The organism is Amycolatopsis sp. WQ 127309, assembly GCF_023023025.1.
Lineage (GTDB): Bacteria > Actinomycetota > Actinomycetes > Mycobacteriales > Pseudonocardiaceae > Amycolatopsis.
This window is the reverse complement of record NZ_CP095481.1, coordinates 1,221,272-1,236,213: the sequence shown is the minus strand read 5'-3', so window position 1 is coordinate 1,236,213 and position 14,942 is coordinate 1,221,272. Positions and strand designations below refer to the sequence as shown.

The 14,942-nt window shown below is 72.4% G+C and carries 15 protein-coding genes; 10 read left to right on the top strand and 5 right to left on the bottom strand.

Going from position 1 to position 14,942, the window contains the following annotated elements; genetic code table 11:
• Positions 1-22: 22 nt before the first annotated feature.
• Both xseA and MUY22_RS05195 read right to left on the bottom strand, forming a co-directional pair.
• Positions 23-1,273 (bottom strand): exodeoxyribonuclease VII large subunit, encoded by a 1,251-nt coding sequence (gene xseA / locus MUY22_RS05200; protein ID WP_247057612.1) that lies wholly within the window; start codon positions 1,271-1,273, stop codon positions 23-25.
• Positions 1,270-2,007 carry a lipid droplet-associated protein gene (locus MUY22_RS05195; protein ID WP_247057610.1) on the bottom strand — a complete coding sequence of 246 codons (738 nt, stop codon included), beginning with the start codon at positions 2,005-2,007 and terminating at the stop codon, positions 1,270-1,272. Before MUY22_RS05195 ends, xseA begins: the two co-directional genes overlap by 4 nt.
• 151 nt (positions 2,008-2,158) lie before the next feature.
• Between MUY22_RS05195 and MUY22_RS05190 the strand changes: the two genes are divergently transcribed.
• Positions 2,159-3,157 (top strand): 4-hydroxy-3-methylbut-2-enyl diphosphate reductase, encoded by a 999-nt coding sequence (locus MUY22_RS05190; RefSeq protein WP_247057609.1) that lies wholly within the window; start codon positions 2,159-2,161, stop codon positions 3,155-3,157.
• Positions 3,158-3,235: 78 nt separating this feature from the next.
• On the opposite strand, the gene MUY22_RS05185 is transcribed toward MUY22_RS05190, so the two are convergent.
• Positions 3,236-4,171 carry a DUF6542 domain-containing protein gene (locus MUY22_RS05185; RefSeq protein ID WP_247057607.1) on the bottom strand — a complete coding sequence of 312 codons (936 nt, stop codon included), beginning with the start codon at positions 4,169-4,171 and terminating at the stop codon, positions 3,236-3,238.
• 601 nt (positions 4,172-4,772) lie between these two features.
• Entirely contained in the window at positions 4,773-5,687 is a 915-nt protein-coding gene (gene rmuC / locus MUY22_RS05180) for a DNA recombination protein RmuC (protein ID WP_247057605.1), read from the bottom strand.
• 227 nt (positions 5,688-5,914) lie between these two features.
• Between rmuC and MUY22_RS05175 the strand changes: the two genes are divergently transcribed.
• Genes MUY22_RS05175 through MUY22_RS05165 form a run of 3 tightly spaced genes read left to right on the top strand, consistent with a single transcriptional unit; the run spans position 5,915 to position 10,227 of the window.
• Positions 5,915-7,066, top strand: coding sequence for an exonuclease SbcCD subunit D (locus MUY22_RS05175; protein ID WP_247057603.1), 1,152 nt, complete (start codon positions 5,915-5,917; stop codon positions 7,064-7,066).
• Positions 7,063-10,014, top strand: coding sequence for an AAA family ATPase (locus MUY22_RS05170; protein ID WP_247057601.1), 2,952 nt, complete (start codon positions 7,063-7,065; stop codon positions 10,012-10,014). The genes MUY22_RS05175 and MUY22_RS05170 overlap by 4 nt, the downstream gene beginning before the upstream one ends.
• A 21-nt stretch (positions 10,015-10,035) precedes the next feature.
• Complete coding sequence (locus MUY22_RS05165; RefSeq protein ID WP_247057598.1) at positions 10,036-10,227, top strand: DUF1737 domain-containing protein; 192 nt, start codon at positions 10,036-10,038, stop codon at positions 10,225-10,227.
• Here MUY22_RS05165 and MUY22_RS05160 read toward each other — a convergent pair.
• Positions 10,224-11,663 carry a DNA-3-methyladenine glycosylase 2 family protein gene (locus MUY22_RS05160; protein WP_247057596.1) on the bottom strand — a complete coding sequence of 480 codons (1,440 nt, stop codon included), beginning with the start codon at positions 11,661-11,663 and terminating at the stop codon, positions 10,224-10,226. The two genes, MUY22_RS05165 and MUY22_RS05160, sit on opposite strands and share 4 nt — an antisense overlap.
• Positions 11,664-11,777: 114 nt before the next feature.
• On the opposite strand from MUY22_RS05160, the gene ychF reads away from it, so the two are divergent.
• Genes ychF through MUY22_RS05130 form a run of 6 tightly spaced genes read left to right on the top strand, consistent with a single transcriptional unit; the run spans position 11,778 to position 14,936 of the window.
• Positions 11,778-12,860, top strand: coding sequence for a redox-regulated ATPase YchF (gene ychF, locus MUY22_RS05155; protein ID WP_247057595.1), 1,083 nt, complete (start codon positions 11,778-11,780; stop codon positions 12,858-12,860).
• 36 nt (positions 12,861-12,896) lie between these two features.
• Positions 12,897-13,172, top strand: a complete 276-nt coding sequence (locus MUY22_RS05150; RefSeq protein ID WP_247057593.1) for a hypothetical protein — start codon at positions 12,897-12,899, stop codon at positions 13,170-13,172.
• A gap of 51 nt (positions 13,173-13,223) precedes the next feature.
• The gene (locus MUY22_RS05145) at positions 13,224-13,805 is read left to right on the top strand and encodes an ArsR family transcriptional regulator (RefSeq protein ID WP_247057591.1); all 582 of its coding nucleotides are present in this window, start codon (positions 13,224-13,226) and stop codon (positions 13,803-13,805) included.
• Positions 13,805-14,272, top strand: coding sequence for a hypothetical protein (locus tag MUY22_RS05140; RefSeq protein WP_247057590.1), 468 nt, complete (start codon positions 13,805-13,807; stop codon positions 14,270-14,272). Before MUY22_RS05145 ends, MUY22_RS05140 begins: the two co-directional genes overlap by 1 nt.
• Entirely contained in the window at positions 14,269-14,652 is a 384-nt protein-coding gene (locus tag MUY22_RS05135; RefSeq protein WP_247057588.1) for a hypothetical protein, read from the top strand. The genes MUY22_RS05140 and MUY22_RS05135 overlap by 4 nt, the downstream gene beginning before the upstream one ends.
• Positions 14,649-14,936, top strand: a complete 288-nt coding sequence (locus tag MUY22_RS05130; protein ID WP_247057586.1) for a DUF1330 domain-containing protein — start codon at positions 14,649-14,651, stop codon at positions 14,934-14,936. The genes MUY22_RS05135 and MUY22_RS05130 overlap by 4 nt, the downstream gene beginning before the upstream one ends.
• The last annotated feature ends 6 nt before the right edge of the window (positions 14,937-14,942 follow it).

Sequence of the window (14,942 nt, the reverse complement as noted above, 5' to 3'; positions counted from 1 at the left end):
AGGAACGTCGCCGCCCGTGGGTTCACTCCCGTGCTCCTTCCGCCACCGCCGTGATCGCGCCGTCGCCCACGCGCACGCGCAGCTGGGCACCGGCCTCGACTTCGGAGACGGAGCGGAGCACCTGGAGGTTGCCTTCGGCGTCGAGGAACTGCACGACGGCGTAACCGCGCTCCAGCGTCGCGGCCGGGCCGAGCGCGGTGAGCCGGGCCCGCGCGCTGGCGATCTCGGCCTGGTCCTTGGCGAGCAGCGTCAGCATCGCGCGGCGCGCGCGTTCGCGGTGCACGTCGACGTCGTCCTGGCGCCGCTGGACCGGGCCGAGCGGGTCGGCCAGCGACGGGCGGCTGCGCAGCTGCGTCAGCAGCCGGGTCTGGGTGTCGACCCAGCCGTGCAGCGCGCGGCGGCCGCGGTCGCGCATCTGCCGGACGCGCTCGGACTCCTCGCGGACGTCCGGCACGATCCGCTTGCTCGCGTCGGTCGGCGTCGAGCAGCGCAGGTCGGCGACGTAGTCGAGCAGCGGGGTGTCGGGCTCGTGCCCGATCGCGCTGACCACCGGCGTGCCGGTGGCCGACACCGCGCGGCAGAGCGCCTCGTCGGAGAACGGCAGCAGGTCTTCGACGCTGCCGCCGCCGCGGGCGATGACGATGACGTCGATGTCCGGGTCGGCGTCGTGGATCCGCAGCGCGCGCATGATCTGCGGCACGGCCTGCGAGCCCTGCACCGCGGTGTTGACGACCTTGAACCGGACGTGCGGCCAGCGTTTTTGCGCATTGGCCAGTACATCCCGCTCGGCCGCCGACGCGCGCCCGGTGATCAGCCCGACGCCCTTCGGCAGGAACGGGATCGGCCGCTTGCGCTGCGCGGAGAAGAGGCCTTCGGCGGTCAGCAGCTTCTTCAGGCGTTCGATCCGGGCGAGCAGCTCGCCGATGCCGACCGCGCGGATCTCGTCGGCGCGCAGGCTGATCGTGCCGCGGCCGAAGAAGAACGACGGCTTCGCGTGCACGAGGACGCTGGCGCCCTCGCGCAGCGGCGGCTCCATCTCGCGGATCAGCCAGTTCGGGCAGGTCACCGACATCGAGACGTCCGCGGACGGGTCGCGCAGCGTCAGGAACGCGGTCTGCGTGTTCGGCCGGGAGTTGACCTGGGTGACCTGGCCCTCGACCCAGACGGCGCCGAGCCGGTGGATCCAGTCGCCGATCTTGCGCGCGACCGTGCGGACCGGCCACGGGTTTTCGGCGGTGCTCGACGGGGCGGCCTGTGCGGGTTCGGTGCTCACGGGCCTTCCGTGCCGTCGCCGGACTCTTGCGCCTTGCGGGCGTTGGCGATCCGGCGGCTGAGCATCCCGGTGAACGACGAGCGGTCGGCGTGCGCGCGCTCGTACTCGAGGATCGTCTCGAGCTGGGGGATCGAGAACTGGCGCAGCCGGGCCCGCAGCTGCGGGAGCGTGAGCTGGTCGTAGCCGGCCAGCCCGGCGGGACCTTCGTACCCGCCGGCGCTGGTCTTGGGGGTATCGCTCTTGGTCCTCTTGTCGATCTTGGGCGTGCCGGGCTTCGGCTTGGTGACCTCGGCCGCTTTGTCCGGCGCGCTTTCCGGCGCGTCGAACTCGCCGTCGGCGTGGTCCTCGGCGAGCGCGCGCTCTTCCTCGGCCCACGGATCGCCCAGTTCCGCTTCGAGTTCGGAAAGTGACGGAACGTGACCGTTGACCTCCGAACGGGGCTCGGGCACGTCGGCGACCGGCGTGAGGTTGGGCCGGACGGGCGGAACCTCGACGTCTTCGTCGAAGGTCGCCCAGCTGGGGGTGTCCTCGACGGGCCGCAGGTTCGACAGGGCGTTGTCGCCCTTGATCGCCAGCTCGGTGACGTGCTGCTGCACCCGCATGGAGGCCTGCAGCACCTGGCTGACGACGGTCACCGGGAGCCCGGCGAGCTGCCGGGGAAGCTCACGAACCCGCTCGGCGGTGCTGACGGCGAGGCCCGCGGCGACCCGGAGGGGGAGCGGGAATGGCTTCATGCGTCCAGCCTGCCGTATTTACGCCATCCTGCCCAACCCGAAGGTGATGTTCGGGCGCGTTGCGTGACCCCGCGCACAGCACGACCGGGGGACGAAGCTCACCCGAAAGGGACTGCGGGTTCGTCGGCGGACTGCCCGTACCCTGGGTGCCATGAGTTCAGCGAGTCCCGGAATCGAGCCCGCGGGTACCCCGACGATCACCGGAACCGCCTCCGGCAAGAAGCGCGTGCTGCTCGCGAAGCCGCGTGGCTACTGCGCCGGCGTGGACCGCGCGGTGATCGCCGTCGAGAAGGCCCTGGAGGTCTACGGCGCCCCGGTGTACGTGCGCAAGGAGATCGTCCACAACCGCCACGTGGTCGAGACGCTGCGCGAGCGCGGCGCGATCTTCGTCGACGAGACGTCCGAGGTGCCCGAGGGCGCGCTCGTGGTGTTCTCCGCCCACGGCGTCTCGCCGATGGTGCACGCCGAAGCCGCCGACCGGAACCTGCGCACGATCGACGCGACCTGCCCCCTGGTGACGAAGGTGCACAAGGAGGTCAACCGGTTCGCCAAGGACGACTACGACATCCTCCTTATCGGCCACGAAGGCCACGAAGAGGTCGAGGGCACGGCCGGCGAGGCGCCGGACAAGGTGCAGCTGGTCGACAAGGCCGAGGACGTCGACAAGGTCGAGGTGCGCGATCCGTCGAAGGTGATCTGGCTGTCCCAGACGACCCTCTCGGTCGACGAGACGATGGAGCGCGTCGACCAGCTCCGCGAGCGGTTCCCCGGGCTGGCGGACCCGCCGAGCGACGACATCTGTTACGCCACCACGAACCGCCAGGTGGCGGTCAAGGCGATGGCGGCCGAGTGCGACCTGGTCCTGGTGGTCGGCTCGACCAACTCGTCCAACTCGAAGCGCCTTGTCGAGGTGGCCCTGAAGGCGGGCTCCCGCACGTCGTACCTGATCGACTACGCGCGTGAGATCGACGAAGCCTGGCTGGAGGGCGTCACCACGGTGGGCGTCACGAGCGGCGCGTCGGTCCCGGACGTGCTCGTGATGGAGGTCCTCGACTGGCTGTCGGAGCGCGGCTACGGCGACGTCGACGAAGTGACCACGGCGAACGAGAAGATCACCTTCGCGCCGCCGAAGGAGCTTCGCAAGGTTTGAGTTTCGCTGCACGTTTCGGCAGCCGAAACGCCTGAAGGCGGTCACTTCCCACGGGAGGTGACCGCCTTCAGGCGTTCGTCAGCGTTCTTCTTCGTCCCAGGGACGGTTCCGCCGCGGCGGGGCTCCTCGCCCACCCGCCGACGGACGGCGGGGCGGCGGGGTGTCCCGGCCGTCTTCGGCCGGGGGCCGCGGACGGCGGCGGGGTGCGTCGCCGCGGGGCTCGCGACGACGGGGGTCCGCCTCCTCCGGGCGGGGACGGCGGTTCGCCGGCGGGGGCTTGCGAGTGCCGCGGGTGCCCGGGTCGCGCTCGGCGGGCGCGCCCGCCGCACGAGGGGTGCGACGCTCGCCTTCCGCGGGCGGACGCGGCCGGCGCGGCGGTTCGCCTTCACGGCCACGACGGGCGCCCTGCGGCACCGGCGTCTGACCGGTGCGGCTCGAGCCGGGCGGCCGGGGCCGCCCACCCGCCGACGTCGCCGCGGCGCGAGCCGCGGGCTTCTCGTCGTCCTCGTCCGCGCGCCGGCGGTCGGCCTTGCCGCCCTTGGCCTTCACCGGGGCGTCCGGGTCCTTCTCGCGGAAGATCCGGACGAACCCGATCAGCAGCGTGACGCCGGTGGTGATCGCCATCATCGGGAAGGCGTTGATCAGCGGGGTGCCGATGTTCAGCGCCTTCGAAAGCATGTCGTCGCCCTGCGACCCGGAGGTCAGCAGGATCACGCTGGGCACGGTCACGGCCAGCACCAGCGGCGGCATCACCATCGGCCCGAAGATGCCCCGGCGCCGCACCGCGCCGACCGCGATCACCGCGCCCAGGACGTAACAGACCGTGAAGATGGCGGGGATGCTGCCCTGGCTCGGCTTGCCGACGAGGGCGCCGACGACCGCCAGGCCGAGGCCGACCAGGACCGCCGCCCACCAGGGGAGTCCACGCCTCGAACCGACGACTGGACGCTCGTCCCACGGCACGGGGACGTCGTCGGCATCTGGATCGCTCTGGCGATCGCGAATCGCGGTCACGAGACAACACCGTATCTCGTGGTTGTGAAGATCTTGCTAGCACCGCCGCAGACTTGGTTGTACCGCCACCCGGCGGCGTGAGCCGAATGGCTGCGGGCAACCGCTGCGGGCGGTCGCGATCGGCATCTCCCAGGGTGCTCGACCGGTGCCGGCCGTCACGCGCCGTTGAGCGCGTCGTCGCTGGTAGGACGGTTTCCGGACACCTCGTGGCCACCTCCCGGACAGCGCTCCGCCGGGTGGGCCGGATGGCCGTGTCCCGGTGGCGTTCGCCGAGGTGGCAAATCGCCTCATCGGGCACCACGACTCCACCGCTCGGGTACACCCGTCCGAGGCCGCGTTCACCGCGCCGGGTCAGGCTCCCGACGCCGCTGGGCTCCGCCCGCGCGGGTCGAACCTGGCGGCGAACCCGTCGAACAGCCCGGTTTCCCGGGGCCGGCCGTCAAGTCGCTCGGCACCGCGCCGGTGCTCCGCCACCACTCTCGCAGCGTTCGCCACGCCCTGCCGATCAGGCGATCGCGGCCCTCTCGGACGCGTCTCGCCGGGCCGAGCAGGCCGTCCCGCCGTGACCGTGAGTCAGCTGACCGCCCGTGGTCCAGTCCTCTCAGCTCGCCGCCAGTTCGTCTCCCTTCCGCACCTGGGGCACCGCGGCCGGGCTGCCCGACGCGTCCGTCAGGGGAGCCACCGTCACCCGGAACGTCTCCAGCGCCTCCAGTTCCCGCCGCCTCGCCGAGATGAACCGCTGCAGGTGTGTGCTGGACAGGTTGAGCGCCTCCACCGCGCCGCCCGCGGCCCGGTGTGCCGCGGCCGCGCCGGCCCGCACCTGCTCGACGTCGGCCTCCAGCGTGCGGTCGCTCGCCGCGAACAGGGCCGCCGATGCGAGCACGCCGAAACCGGTCGGGCCGCACAGGAACACCCGCCGGTCGATCAGCCAGCGCAGCAGCTCCGGGTCGGTGTCCAGCGCCGCGATCACGGCGGCGTCGGACGGGACGAACATGATCGTGCCGTAGATCGCGTCCGCCCAGCGTTGGTAGCCCTTGCCGGCCAGCTCGGCCGCCCGGGACCGGATCTGCCGGACGTGCGCGCGCAACGCGTCCAGCCGTTCCTCCGGGTTGTCGGTCTCGATCGCTTCGGCCCAGGTCGCCATGCTCGCCTTGGCGTCGACCGGCACCGTGCGCCCGCCGCCGACGCTCAGCACCATGTCCGGTTTCGCCGCGCCGCCGCCCGCGAGGTCGGTCTGCAGGGTGAAGTGCAGGTCCTCGCGGAGCCCGAGCGCCCGCGCCGTTTCGACCAGTACCTGCTCGCCCAGCTCACCGCGTCCGCTGATCGAGGCGAACGCGACTTCGTAGCGGCGCAGCGCGAGCTGCTGCTGATCCGCCTTCGCCCGCTCGGCCGCGACCAGCCGGGCCGCGGCGTCCGCGCGCCGCATGCCGTCGTTGTACAGCCGCCACAGCACGGCGACCGCGACCAGCAGCAGGACCGCGAGCACGACCGCCGCCGTGGTCAGCACTGTCGCCACCTGAATCTCCTCCCTCGGGGCCGCCTGGATCGGACCGCGCAGACATCATGGCGGACCCCACCGACAAAAAACGCGCCCGACCCGTCGCTCTGGGTAGCTGACCTGCGAACACTTCAAATTCGCGCAGGGCGTGTCCGATCAAGCCCCTGTCGTGCTCGTACACACGTTCGAGTGGGATGGCGGCGAGCCTCCGCGATTTCGTCGGAGCCGGGTCGTACCTTGGCCCCGTGAGATTCCTGCACACGTCCGACTGGCACGTCGGCCGCACCTTCCACGGTGCGGACCTGCTGGCGGAACAGGAAGCGGTGCTCGGGCACCTCGCCGACCTCGTGGCCGGCGAGGCGATCGACGCCGTCCTGGTGGCGGGGGACATCTACGACCGCGCGGTGCCGTCGGCCGAGGCAGTGCGGGTGGCCACCGCGGCGGTCGCCCGGATCCGCGCGGCCGGCGCGCAGCTGATCGTCACGCCCGGCAACCACGACTCCGCGCCCCGGCTGGGCGCGTTCGCCGAGTTCGCCGCGGCGGGCGGGCTGCACCTGCGCACCACCGTCGGCGGCCTGGCCGAACCGGTGCTGCTGCGGGACGACCACGGCCCGGTCGCGTGCTACGGAATCCCTTACCTCGAACCGGAACCGTCGCGGCACGCGCTGGGTGTGCCGGACGCGCGCGGGCACACGGGCGTGCTCACCGAGGCCATGCGCCGGATCCGCGAAGACCTCGCCGGCCGCCCCGGCGTGCGGTCGGTCGTGCTCGCGCACGCGTTCGTCACCGGCGGCGAACCGACCGATTCGGAGCGGACCATCGCGGTCGGCGGCGTCGAGCAGGTGCCGGGCTCGGTCTTCGACGGCGTCGACTACGTCGCGCTCGGCCACCTCCACGGCCCGCAGACCCTCGCCGAGCACCTGCGCTACTCCGGCAGCCCGCTGGCGTACTCGTTTTCCGAGGCCCGGCAACGGAAATCGGTCTGGCTGGTCGACTTCGACGCCGAAGGGCTGGCGGAAGTCCGCCGGCACGAGCTGCCGGTGCCGCGGCCGCTGGCCACCCTGCGCGGCGAACTCGAAGACCTGCTCGTGGCCCCGGAACACGACGCCGTCCTCGAGCACTTCCTGTCGGTCACGGTCACCGATCGCGTGCGCCCGGTCGACGCGATGCGGCGGCTGCGCGTGCGGTTCCGGCACGCCGTCCACCTGGAGTGGGAGCCCGAAGGCGGGTACGCCGGTGCCCCGCTGCGGTACTCCGACGCCGTCCGCGGCCGCTCGGACATCGAGATCACGCGCAGCTTCCTCGACGACTGCCGCGGCGCCCCGCCGAGCGAGCGCGAAGAGCAGCTCCTGTTCCACGCGCTGGAAGCGGCCGACCGGGGGGCGCTCGCGAAATGAGGCTGCACAGGCTGGAGGTCGAGGCCTTCGGGCCGTACCTCGGGCGCCAGGTGGTCGACTTCGAGGTCCTCGGCGCGGACGGGCTCTTCCTGCTCCACGGCGAAACCGGCGCGGGCAAGACCACGCTGCTCGACGCCATCGCGTTCGCGTTGTTCGGCGTGGTTCCGGGCGCCCGCAACGAGGCCAAGCGGCTGCGTTGCGATCTGGCCGTGCCGGATCAGGTCACCGAAGTCGCGCTGGAGCTCACCGTGCAGGGGCACCGGCTGAAGATCGTGCGCAACCCCGAGTACCAGCGGCCTAAGCGGCGCGGCGAGGGCACGACGACGCAGCAGGCGAAGGTGTCGCTGAGCTGGATCGGCACCGCGCCGGGCGGGATGGCGCCGGAGGGCCTGATCCGGATCGAGGAGGTCGCGCGCACGGTCGAGCGGCTGCTCGGCATGACCGCGGCCCAGTTCTTCCAGGTGGTGCTGCTGCCGCAGGGCGAGTTCGCCCGCTTCCTGCGGTCGGACACCTCCGAGCGCGAAAAGCTGCTGGAACGGCTGTTCGGCACCGAGCGCTTCGCCGACGTCGAACGCTGGTTCGCCGACCTGCGGGCCGAGCGCGGCCGGGAGCTGGAGGCGCGGCAGCAGTCCGTGCGCGAACTGCTGGCGCGGTACGCGCAGGAGGCGCAGCAGGACCCGCCCGAATCGGAGCCCGCGGAGTGGGTGGACGCGGTGCTGGCGGCGGCCACCGAGCGCGTCGGGCAGGTCACGGCCGAGGAGGAGCGGGCGCGAGCCGCGGCGCAGCGGGCGGACGTGCACCTGCAGGAAGAGCGCGCCGACGCGGAGAAGATCCGCCGGGTCAGCACCGCACACCTGCGGCTGCTCGAGGTCACCGAGCAGGCACCGCAGCGCGCCGAGTGGGCCCAGGAGGTCGCGGCGGCGCGGCGGGCAGCGGGCGTGGCCGTCGAGGCGGATCTGCTGGACCGGCGGGCCGCGGAGCTGACCGACGCCGAGCAGGCGGAGAAGGCCTGCGGCGTGGAGCTGCGGGAGTTCGGCACGCGCGCGACCGGCGACCTGAAGGCGCGGGCGGCGACGGCGCGCGAAGAGGCGGGCGCGGTCGCGGAACTGGTCGCCGAGGCCGAGCAGCAGCAGCTCGACACCATGCGGCGCGACGACCTGAAACTGTCCTCCGTCACGGCAGCGAAGCAAGCGGAAGAATTGACCGCCGAGCTGGCCGCGATCCCCGGCCAGCTGGCGAAACTGCGGGCGGACGCCCAGGCCGCCGCCGAAGCCGGCGCCAAGCTCGATGGGGCTCGCGCCCGCGTCGACGAGCTGAGGGTCGTGGCACGTGACGCCGCCGAACTGCCCGAGGCGCAGGCGAAGGTCGGGCGCGGCGAGGCGAAACTGCGTGAAGTCGTGGACACGCACCAAGCGGCCCGGCAACGGCGGCTCGACCTGCGCGAGCGGCGGCTCGACGGCATGGCGGCCGAGCTCGCCGCCGCGCTGCCCGACGGCGCGCCCTGCCCGGTCTGCGGTTCCGCGGAGCACCCGGCGCCGGCGAACCGGGACGCGATCCTCGTCGACCCCGCCGAAGAACGGGCCGCCGAGGAAGCCGAGCAGGCGGCGGACGTGCTGCGGCAGCGGGTTGTCACCGCGCTGGAGGAGGCGAAGGCGCGGCTGGCGGGGCTGGTCGAGCGGCTGGCCGGACGGACCGCCGAGACCGTCACGGCCGAGCTGTCCGAAGCCCGCGCTACGGTCGCCGCGCTGACCCAGCAGGCGGAAGCGAAGGCGAAGCTCGGGCAGCAGGTCGTGCTGCTGGAGCGGGACCTGGAGCTGCGGACGGAACGGCGTCGCCGGGCCGAGCAGGCGGTGGCCGAGGCCACGGCCGACGTCCGGGCTCTGGAGGAAAGGCTGGCCGAGCGCGAACGCCGCTTGGTCGCCGGGCGCGGCGAGTTCGCGGACGTCGGAGTCCGGCGGACGCACCTGATCGGGCTGGCCGAGGCGCTCGAAGCCGTCGCCGAGGCGCGGACAGCGGTCACCGGCGCCCGGGAACGGGTGGCGCAGCAACGCACGCTGGTCGACGCGGCGGTCGCGGCCAAGGGCTTCACGTCGCTGAAGAAGGCGCGCTCGGCGATGCTGCCGGACGAGCAGATCGAAAAGCTGGAACAGGGCATCGCCGAGGCGGAAGCGACCGCGGCGGGCGCGCGGGCGCTGCTGGCCGAGCCCGACCTGTTCGGCATCTCGCCGGACGACGTCGCGGACGTCGGCCGCGCGGCCGACGCGGCCCAGCTGGCCCGGGCGCGCGCCGACTCGGCGTACGCGGCGCTGCGCGTCGCGGCTGCCCAGCACGAAGAGCTGACCCGGCTGGCGGGGCTGCTGCGGAAGACACTCGCCGGGCTGGCGCCGGCCGAAGCGGAGTACGCGGAGCTGCGCGCGCTGGCGGACGTCGTCAACGGTCGCGGGCAGAACAGCCGGAAGATGTCGCTGCGCTCGTACGTGCTGGCGGCGCGGCTGGAGGAGGTGGCGGTCGCCGCCACGCACCGGCTGCGCACGATGAGCCAGGGGCGCTACGCGTTCGTGCACTCGGACGCGGCCGGCGCGCGCGGCACCCGCGGCGGCCTCGGCATCGACGTGCTGGACGACTACTCGGGCACCATCCGTCCGGCGAAGACGCTGTCCGGCGGCGAGTCGTTCCTGGCGTCACTGGCGCTGGCGCTGGGGCTGGCGGACGTCGTCGCCGGCGAGACCGGCGGCGCGCTGCTGGACACGCTGTTCGTCGACGAGGGCTTCGGCACGCTGGACGCCGAGACGCTGGACGTGGTGATGAACATCCTGGACGAGCTCCGCGCCGGCGGCCGGGTGGTCGGGCTGGTGTCGCACGTCGAGGAGCTGCGGCAGCGCATCCCGACGCGCCTGCGGGTCCGCAAGGCCCGCACGGGCTCGACAGTGGAAGTGCGCGCGGGCTGAGCACTCGGCCAAGATGAAGCCATGACGGACCAGCCGCCCGAGGGCCTGCCCCGCTACCGCCTGCTCACCGGCCCGGACGACGCGAAGTTCTGCCACCGGGTGAGCGAAGCCCTGGAACTGGGCTATCGCTTACACGGCTCACCGGCAGCCACCTTCGACGGTGACCAGGTGATCGTGGCCCAGGCGTTGCTGTGGCGGGGCGAGCAGGGCTAGCCGCTGTTCGCGACAGGTTCCGGCCCCGCCGGATCGGCGCGCCGCAGGTACATCCCGGCGTAGGAGCACCACGGCGTCCACTGGCGGGCCCGGTCCGCGAGGTCCGTGATGCCGAGCGCCGTCGCCCCGCGCTGCAACGCGGCGTCGTCGGTCAGCAGGACGTCCGGCGCGCCGAGGACCCGCATCAGCACGTAGTCCGCCGTCCACGCGTCGATCCCCGGGCACGCGAGCAGCTCCGCCCGCAGATCCGCCGCGTCGCGGCCGACGTGCACGTCCAGCCGGCCCTCGGCCAGCGCCGCCGCGACGCCCCGCACCGACGGCGGTCCCGCCGTCGCGATCCGGGCCGCCGTCGGGAACAACCTCGTCACTCCCGCTTCGCCGGGTACCTCCTCGCCGAGGGCGGCCGGTAGACCCCGGCCGAGCAGGGAACGCAGCAGCAGCTCCTCGCCGTCGACCGCGCCCGGGACGCGGATTCCCGGCACCGCCTCGACGATCGACGCCAGCGCGGGGTCGGCGCCGAGGACGCGCGTGACCGCCGCCGGGTCGGCGTCGAGGTCCAGCAGCCTGCGGACCCGGCTGACCGCGCTGCTCAGATCGCGCAGGTCGGCGAGGTGCAGCTCGCAACGCACGTGGTCCGGCTCCGGCGTCAGCCGCACGACGCCGGTGCCGTGCGCGAGGCGCAGCGTGCGGGTGTACGTGCCGTCGGTGACGTCCTCGACGCCCGGCACCGCCTGGTCCGCGAAGAAGCGAAGCAGCCCGAAGGCGTCGAAGGGTGGTCTGAACGGCAGTCGCAGGCTGAGCCGCGTTCCGCCTACGTCTCCCTGACGTCTACGCCGCGAAGCAGCGAAGGCGCGAAGCTGCGAAGGCGTTGTCGCGAACACTTCGCGGATCGTCTCGTTGAACTGCCGCACGCTGGAGAAGCCCGCCGCGAACGCGACGTCGGTCAGCGGCAGCTCGGACATCTCGATGAGCAGCCGCGCCGAATGCGCGCGGTGCGCCCGGGCGAGCGCGAGCGGGCCGGCGCCCAGTTCGGCGGTGAGCACGCGGCCCAGCTGACGCTCGGAGTAGCCGAGCCGCCGTGCGAGACCCGGCACGCCTTCGCGTTCGACCGTCCCGTCGGAGATCAGGCGCATCGCCCGCGCCGCCAGGTCGGCGCGCAGGTTCCAGTCCGGCGACCCGGGCACGGCGTCGGGGAAGCAGCGGCGGCAGGCGCGGAAGCCGTTGGCCTGCGCGGCCGCCGACGTCGGGTAGAAGCGGACGTTCTGCTCCTTCGGCGTCGACGCCGGGCACGACGGGCGGCAGTAGATGCCGGTGGTGCGGACCGCCATGATGAACTGGCCGTCGAACCGCGGGTCGCGGGCGGTGACGACGCGGTAGCAGCGCTCGGCGTCGCGCCAGAGCGCCGGGGCCTCGGCGACCGCCGTGTTCGGAACCATGAATCCCACCCTGCCAGCAGGTCAGCGCCGCGGCTGGCGGGAATCCGACACGGCGTTCGGCCTGGTCGCGAGCCCTGGCGGCCGCCGCGGACCGGCCACGTAGACTTCGGGGTCGTGAGCCTCACCCTCGGTATCGTCGGTCTGCCCAACGTCGGCAAGTCCACCCTGTTCAACGCGCTGACCCGCAACGACGTGCTCGCCGCGAACTACCCGTTCGCGACGATCGAGCCGAACGTCGGCGTGGTCCCGCTGCCGGACCCGCGGCTGGACAAGCTCGCCGAGCTGTTCAAGTCGGAGAAGATCGTGCCGGCAGTGGTGTCCTTTGTGGACATCGCGGGCATCGTGAAGGGGGCCTCCGAGGGCGCCGGGCTGGGCAACAAGTTCCTCGCGAACATCCGTGAGGCCAACGCGATCTGCCAGGTCATCCGCGTGTTCGACGACCCGGACGTGATCCACGTCGACGGCAAGATCGACCCGCTGAGCGACATCGAGACGATCAACACCGAGCTGATCCTGGCCGACCTGCAGACGCTCGAGAAGGCCGTCTGGCGCCTGGAGAAGGAAGCGCGGACCAAGAAGGAAGCGAAGCCCGCGCTCGAGGCTGCGCAGAAGGCGAAGGAGATCCTCGACAGCGGTCGCACTCTCTTCTCCGCGCAGAAGGACGTCGACCTCGAACTGCTTCGCGAGCACAGCCTCCTGACGACGAAGCCGTTCCTGTACGTCTTCAACGCCGACGAAGGCGTCCTTACCGACGAAGCCCGCCGCGAGGAGCTGACGAAGCTGGTCGCGCCGGCCGACGCGGTGTTCCTCGACGCGAAGGTCGAGCAGGAGCTGCTGGAACTGGACGACGAGGAGTCCGTGCGCGAGCTGCTCGAGTCGGTCGGGCAGCCGGAGCCGGGCCTGTACTCGCTGGCCCGCGCCGGGTTCCACACGCTCGGCCTGCAGACGTACCTGACCGCGGGCCCCAAGGAGTCGCGCGCCTGGACCATCCCGCAGGGCGCGACCGCCCCGCAGGCCGCCGGCGTCATCCACACGGATTTCGAGCGTGGCTTTATCAAGGCGGAGATCGTCTCGTACGCCGACCTGATGGACGCCGGCTCGATGGCGGCGGCGCGGGCCGCGGGCAAGGTCCGCATGGAGGGCAAGGACTACACCATGGCGGACGGCGACGTGGTGGAGTTCCGCTTCAACGTCTAGATCCGTGTCGGCCCCACGCCGCAGGTTGGCCGGGTGATGAGCGACCTGGCTGCCGTCCTCGAGGAGCACCTCGCCGCGCCGTTTCCGTCGGCGGTCAGGCGAGGTGAGGTTTACGGGTCCGTGTGCGCCGTGATGATCGACGCCGACATCTGCGGATGGGCGAGCCGGGCGGGATCACTGCCGCCGGGCGCGCGGATGTCCTTCGCGCGTGCCGCGGGCGGGCTGAGGTCGTCGCTGGCGGAGTTCCCCGCTGCGGGGCGGCCGTACTACGAGCGCCTGCTGGTCATCGCCGACCTCGCGCTGGCCGAGTAGCGGCTTGTTGCTGGTTGTTACTTTCATTGGACGCAGGATATACTGCGTTCAATGAAAGCTTCGCCGAGCTTGCTGCCCCTGCTGCGTTCGCGCATGCAGGGTGAGCTGCTCGCGCTCGTGCTCCTGCACCCGGATCGCGAGTACAGCATCACCGAGCTCGCCGAGGCCTGTGGTGTCACGCCCACCGCCGTTCTGCGTGAAGTCGAGCGGCTGACCGGTGGCGGGATCCTGGAAGACCGGCGGGTGGGCCGCAGCCGGCTCGTCAAGGCGCGTACCGACACCCCGCTCTACCCGCCCCTGAGCGAGCTCATCGCCGTCACCTTCGGGCCGTTGCCGCTGCTCGCCGAGGCCCTGTCCGGGCTGGCCGGCGTGCGTGAGGCCTACATCTACGGCTCCTGGGCCGCGCGCTACAACGGTGAACCCGGTCTTCCGCCCGGCGACGTCGATGTCCTCGTGGTCGGGTCGCCCGATCCGGACGCGCTCTTCGACTCGGCGGAACAGGTGTCGCGGCGGCTGGGGCGCGAGGTCAACGTCCACCGGGTCTCGCCCGAGTCGTGGGCGGCGAGCACCACCGATCCGTTCCTCACCAGCGTGCGTGAGCGTCCGCTGGTGAAACTCAGCCAGGAGACCTGATGCCGCAGTGGAACCAAGGCCGTGAACGGATCGACGCGTTCCTCGCGCGCGGCGCCATCGAGCACGTTCCGGCGTCGCGGGAGGCGGCCGAGGCCGAGCTCGTCAGGGCCCGTACGCACCTCGCGTCGGCGCGGCAGCTGCAGGACACGGATCCGGAAGGCGCCTACACGCTGGCCTACGACAGCGCACGGCGCGCGCTGGCCGCCGTCCTGCAGAACCAGGGGCTGCGGGTGACGAGCCGAGGTGGGCACGTCACCGTCTACGAGGCGGTCCTCGCGCAGCTGGATCCGCCGATGGGGCCGGTTTTGCGGCCCTTCAACCGGATGCGGGTCCGGCGCAACGAAGTCGCCTACCGGTCTTCGGAGGCGCCCTCGGTGACCGCGGAGGACGTGACGGCCGACGTGGCGAAGGTCGAGGCCCTCATCGAGGTCGCCGAGAAGGCGATCCCGAACATGCCACGCTATTGACCGCGGGACGCCGGCCGCTCACCCCGCGCGAGAGAGCGGTCCTGGACCTGCTGCTGGCGACGGACTTTCCCGGTGCCGCGGCCCTTCGCGCCCAGGCGCGCACGGCCGAGGTGACCGGCCGCTGCCCGTGCGGCTGTCCCACGATCGACCTCGCCGTCGACGAAACCGTGACGGTGGCCGACGTCGGGAGCCGGGTCGCCGTGGACGTCGACGTGGCGGACGGCGGGCTCATCCTGTTCGTCGACGAAGGCCGCTTGTCCGGCCTCGAATACTGGAGCGTGGCCGACGAGACGCCCGTCGAGTTCCCGCCGCCGGAAGAAATCCGGGTAGTGACAGCACCAGGTGAGGGCTCCGGAGTTCTGCCACCCTCGGAACCGTGAGCGTCTACGTCATCTCCGAGGTCGAGATCCTCGATGAAACCGCGGCCCAGCGCTACCGCGAACTCGCCCAAGCGTCGATCACGGGGTATCAAGGGCGCTACCTCGCGAGGGGCGCGACACCCACCGTTCTCGAAGGGGTCTGCGACAAGCGCGTCGTCCTCGTCGAGTTCCCGGACCGTGAGACGGCCGAACGCTGGTACGCCTCCGCCGAGTACGCCGAAGCGCTCGAGCTGAGCAAGACCGCGCTGCGACGGCGGTTGCTGCTCGTCGACGGCGTGGCCTAACGTCGG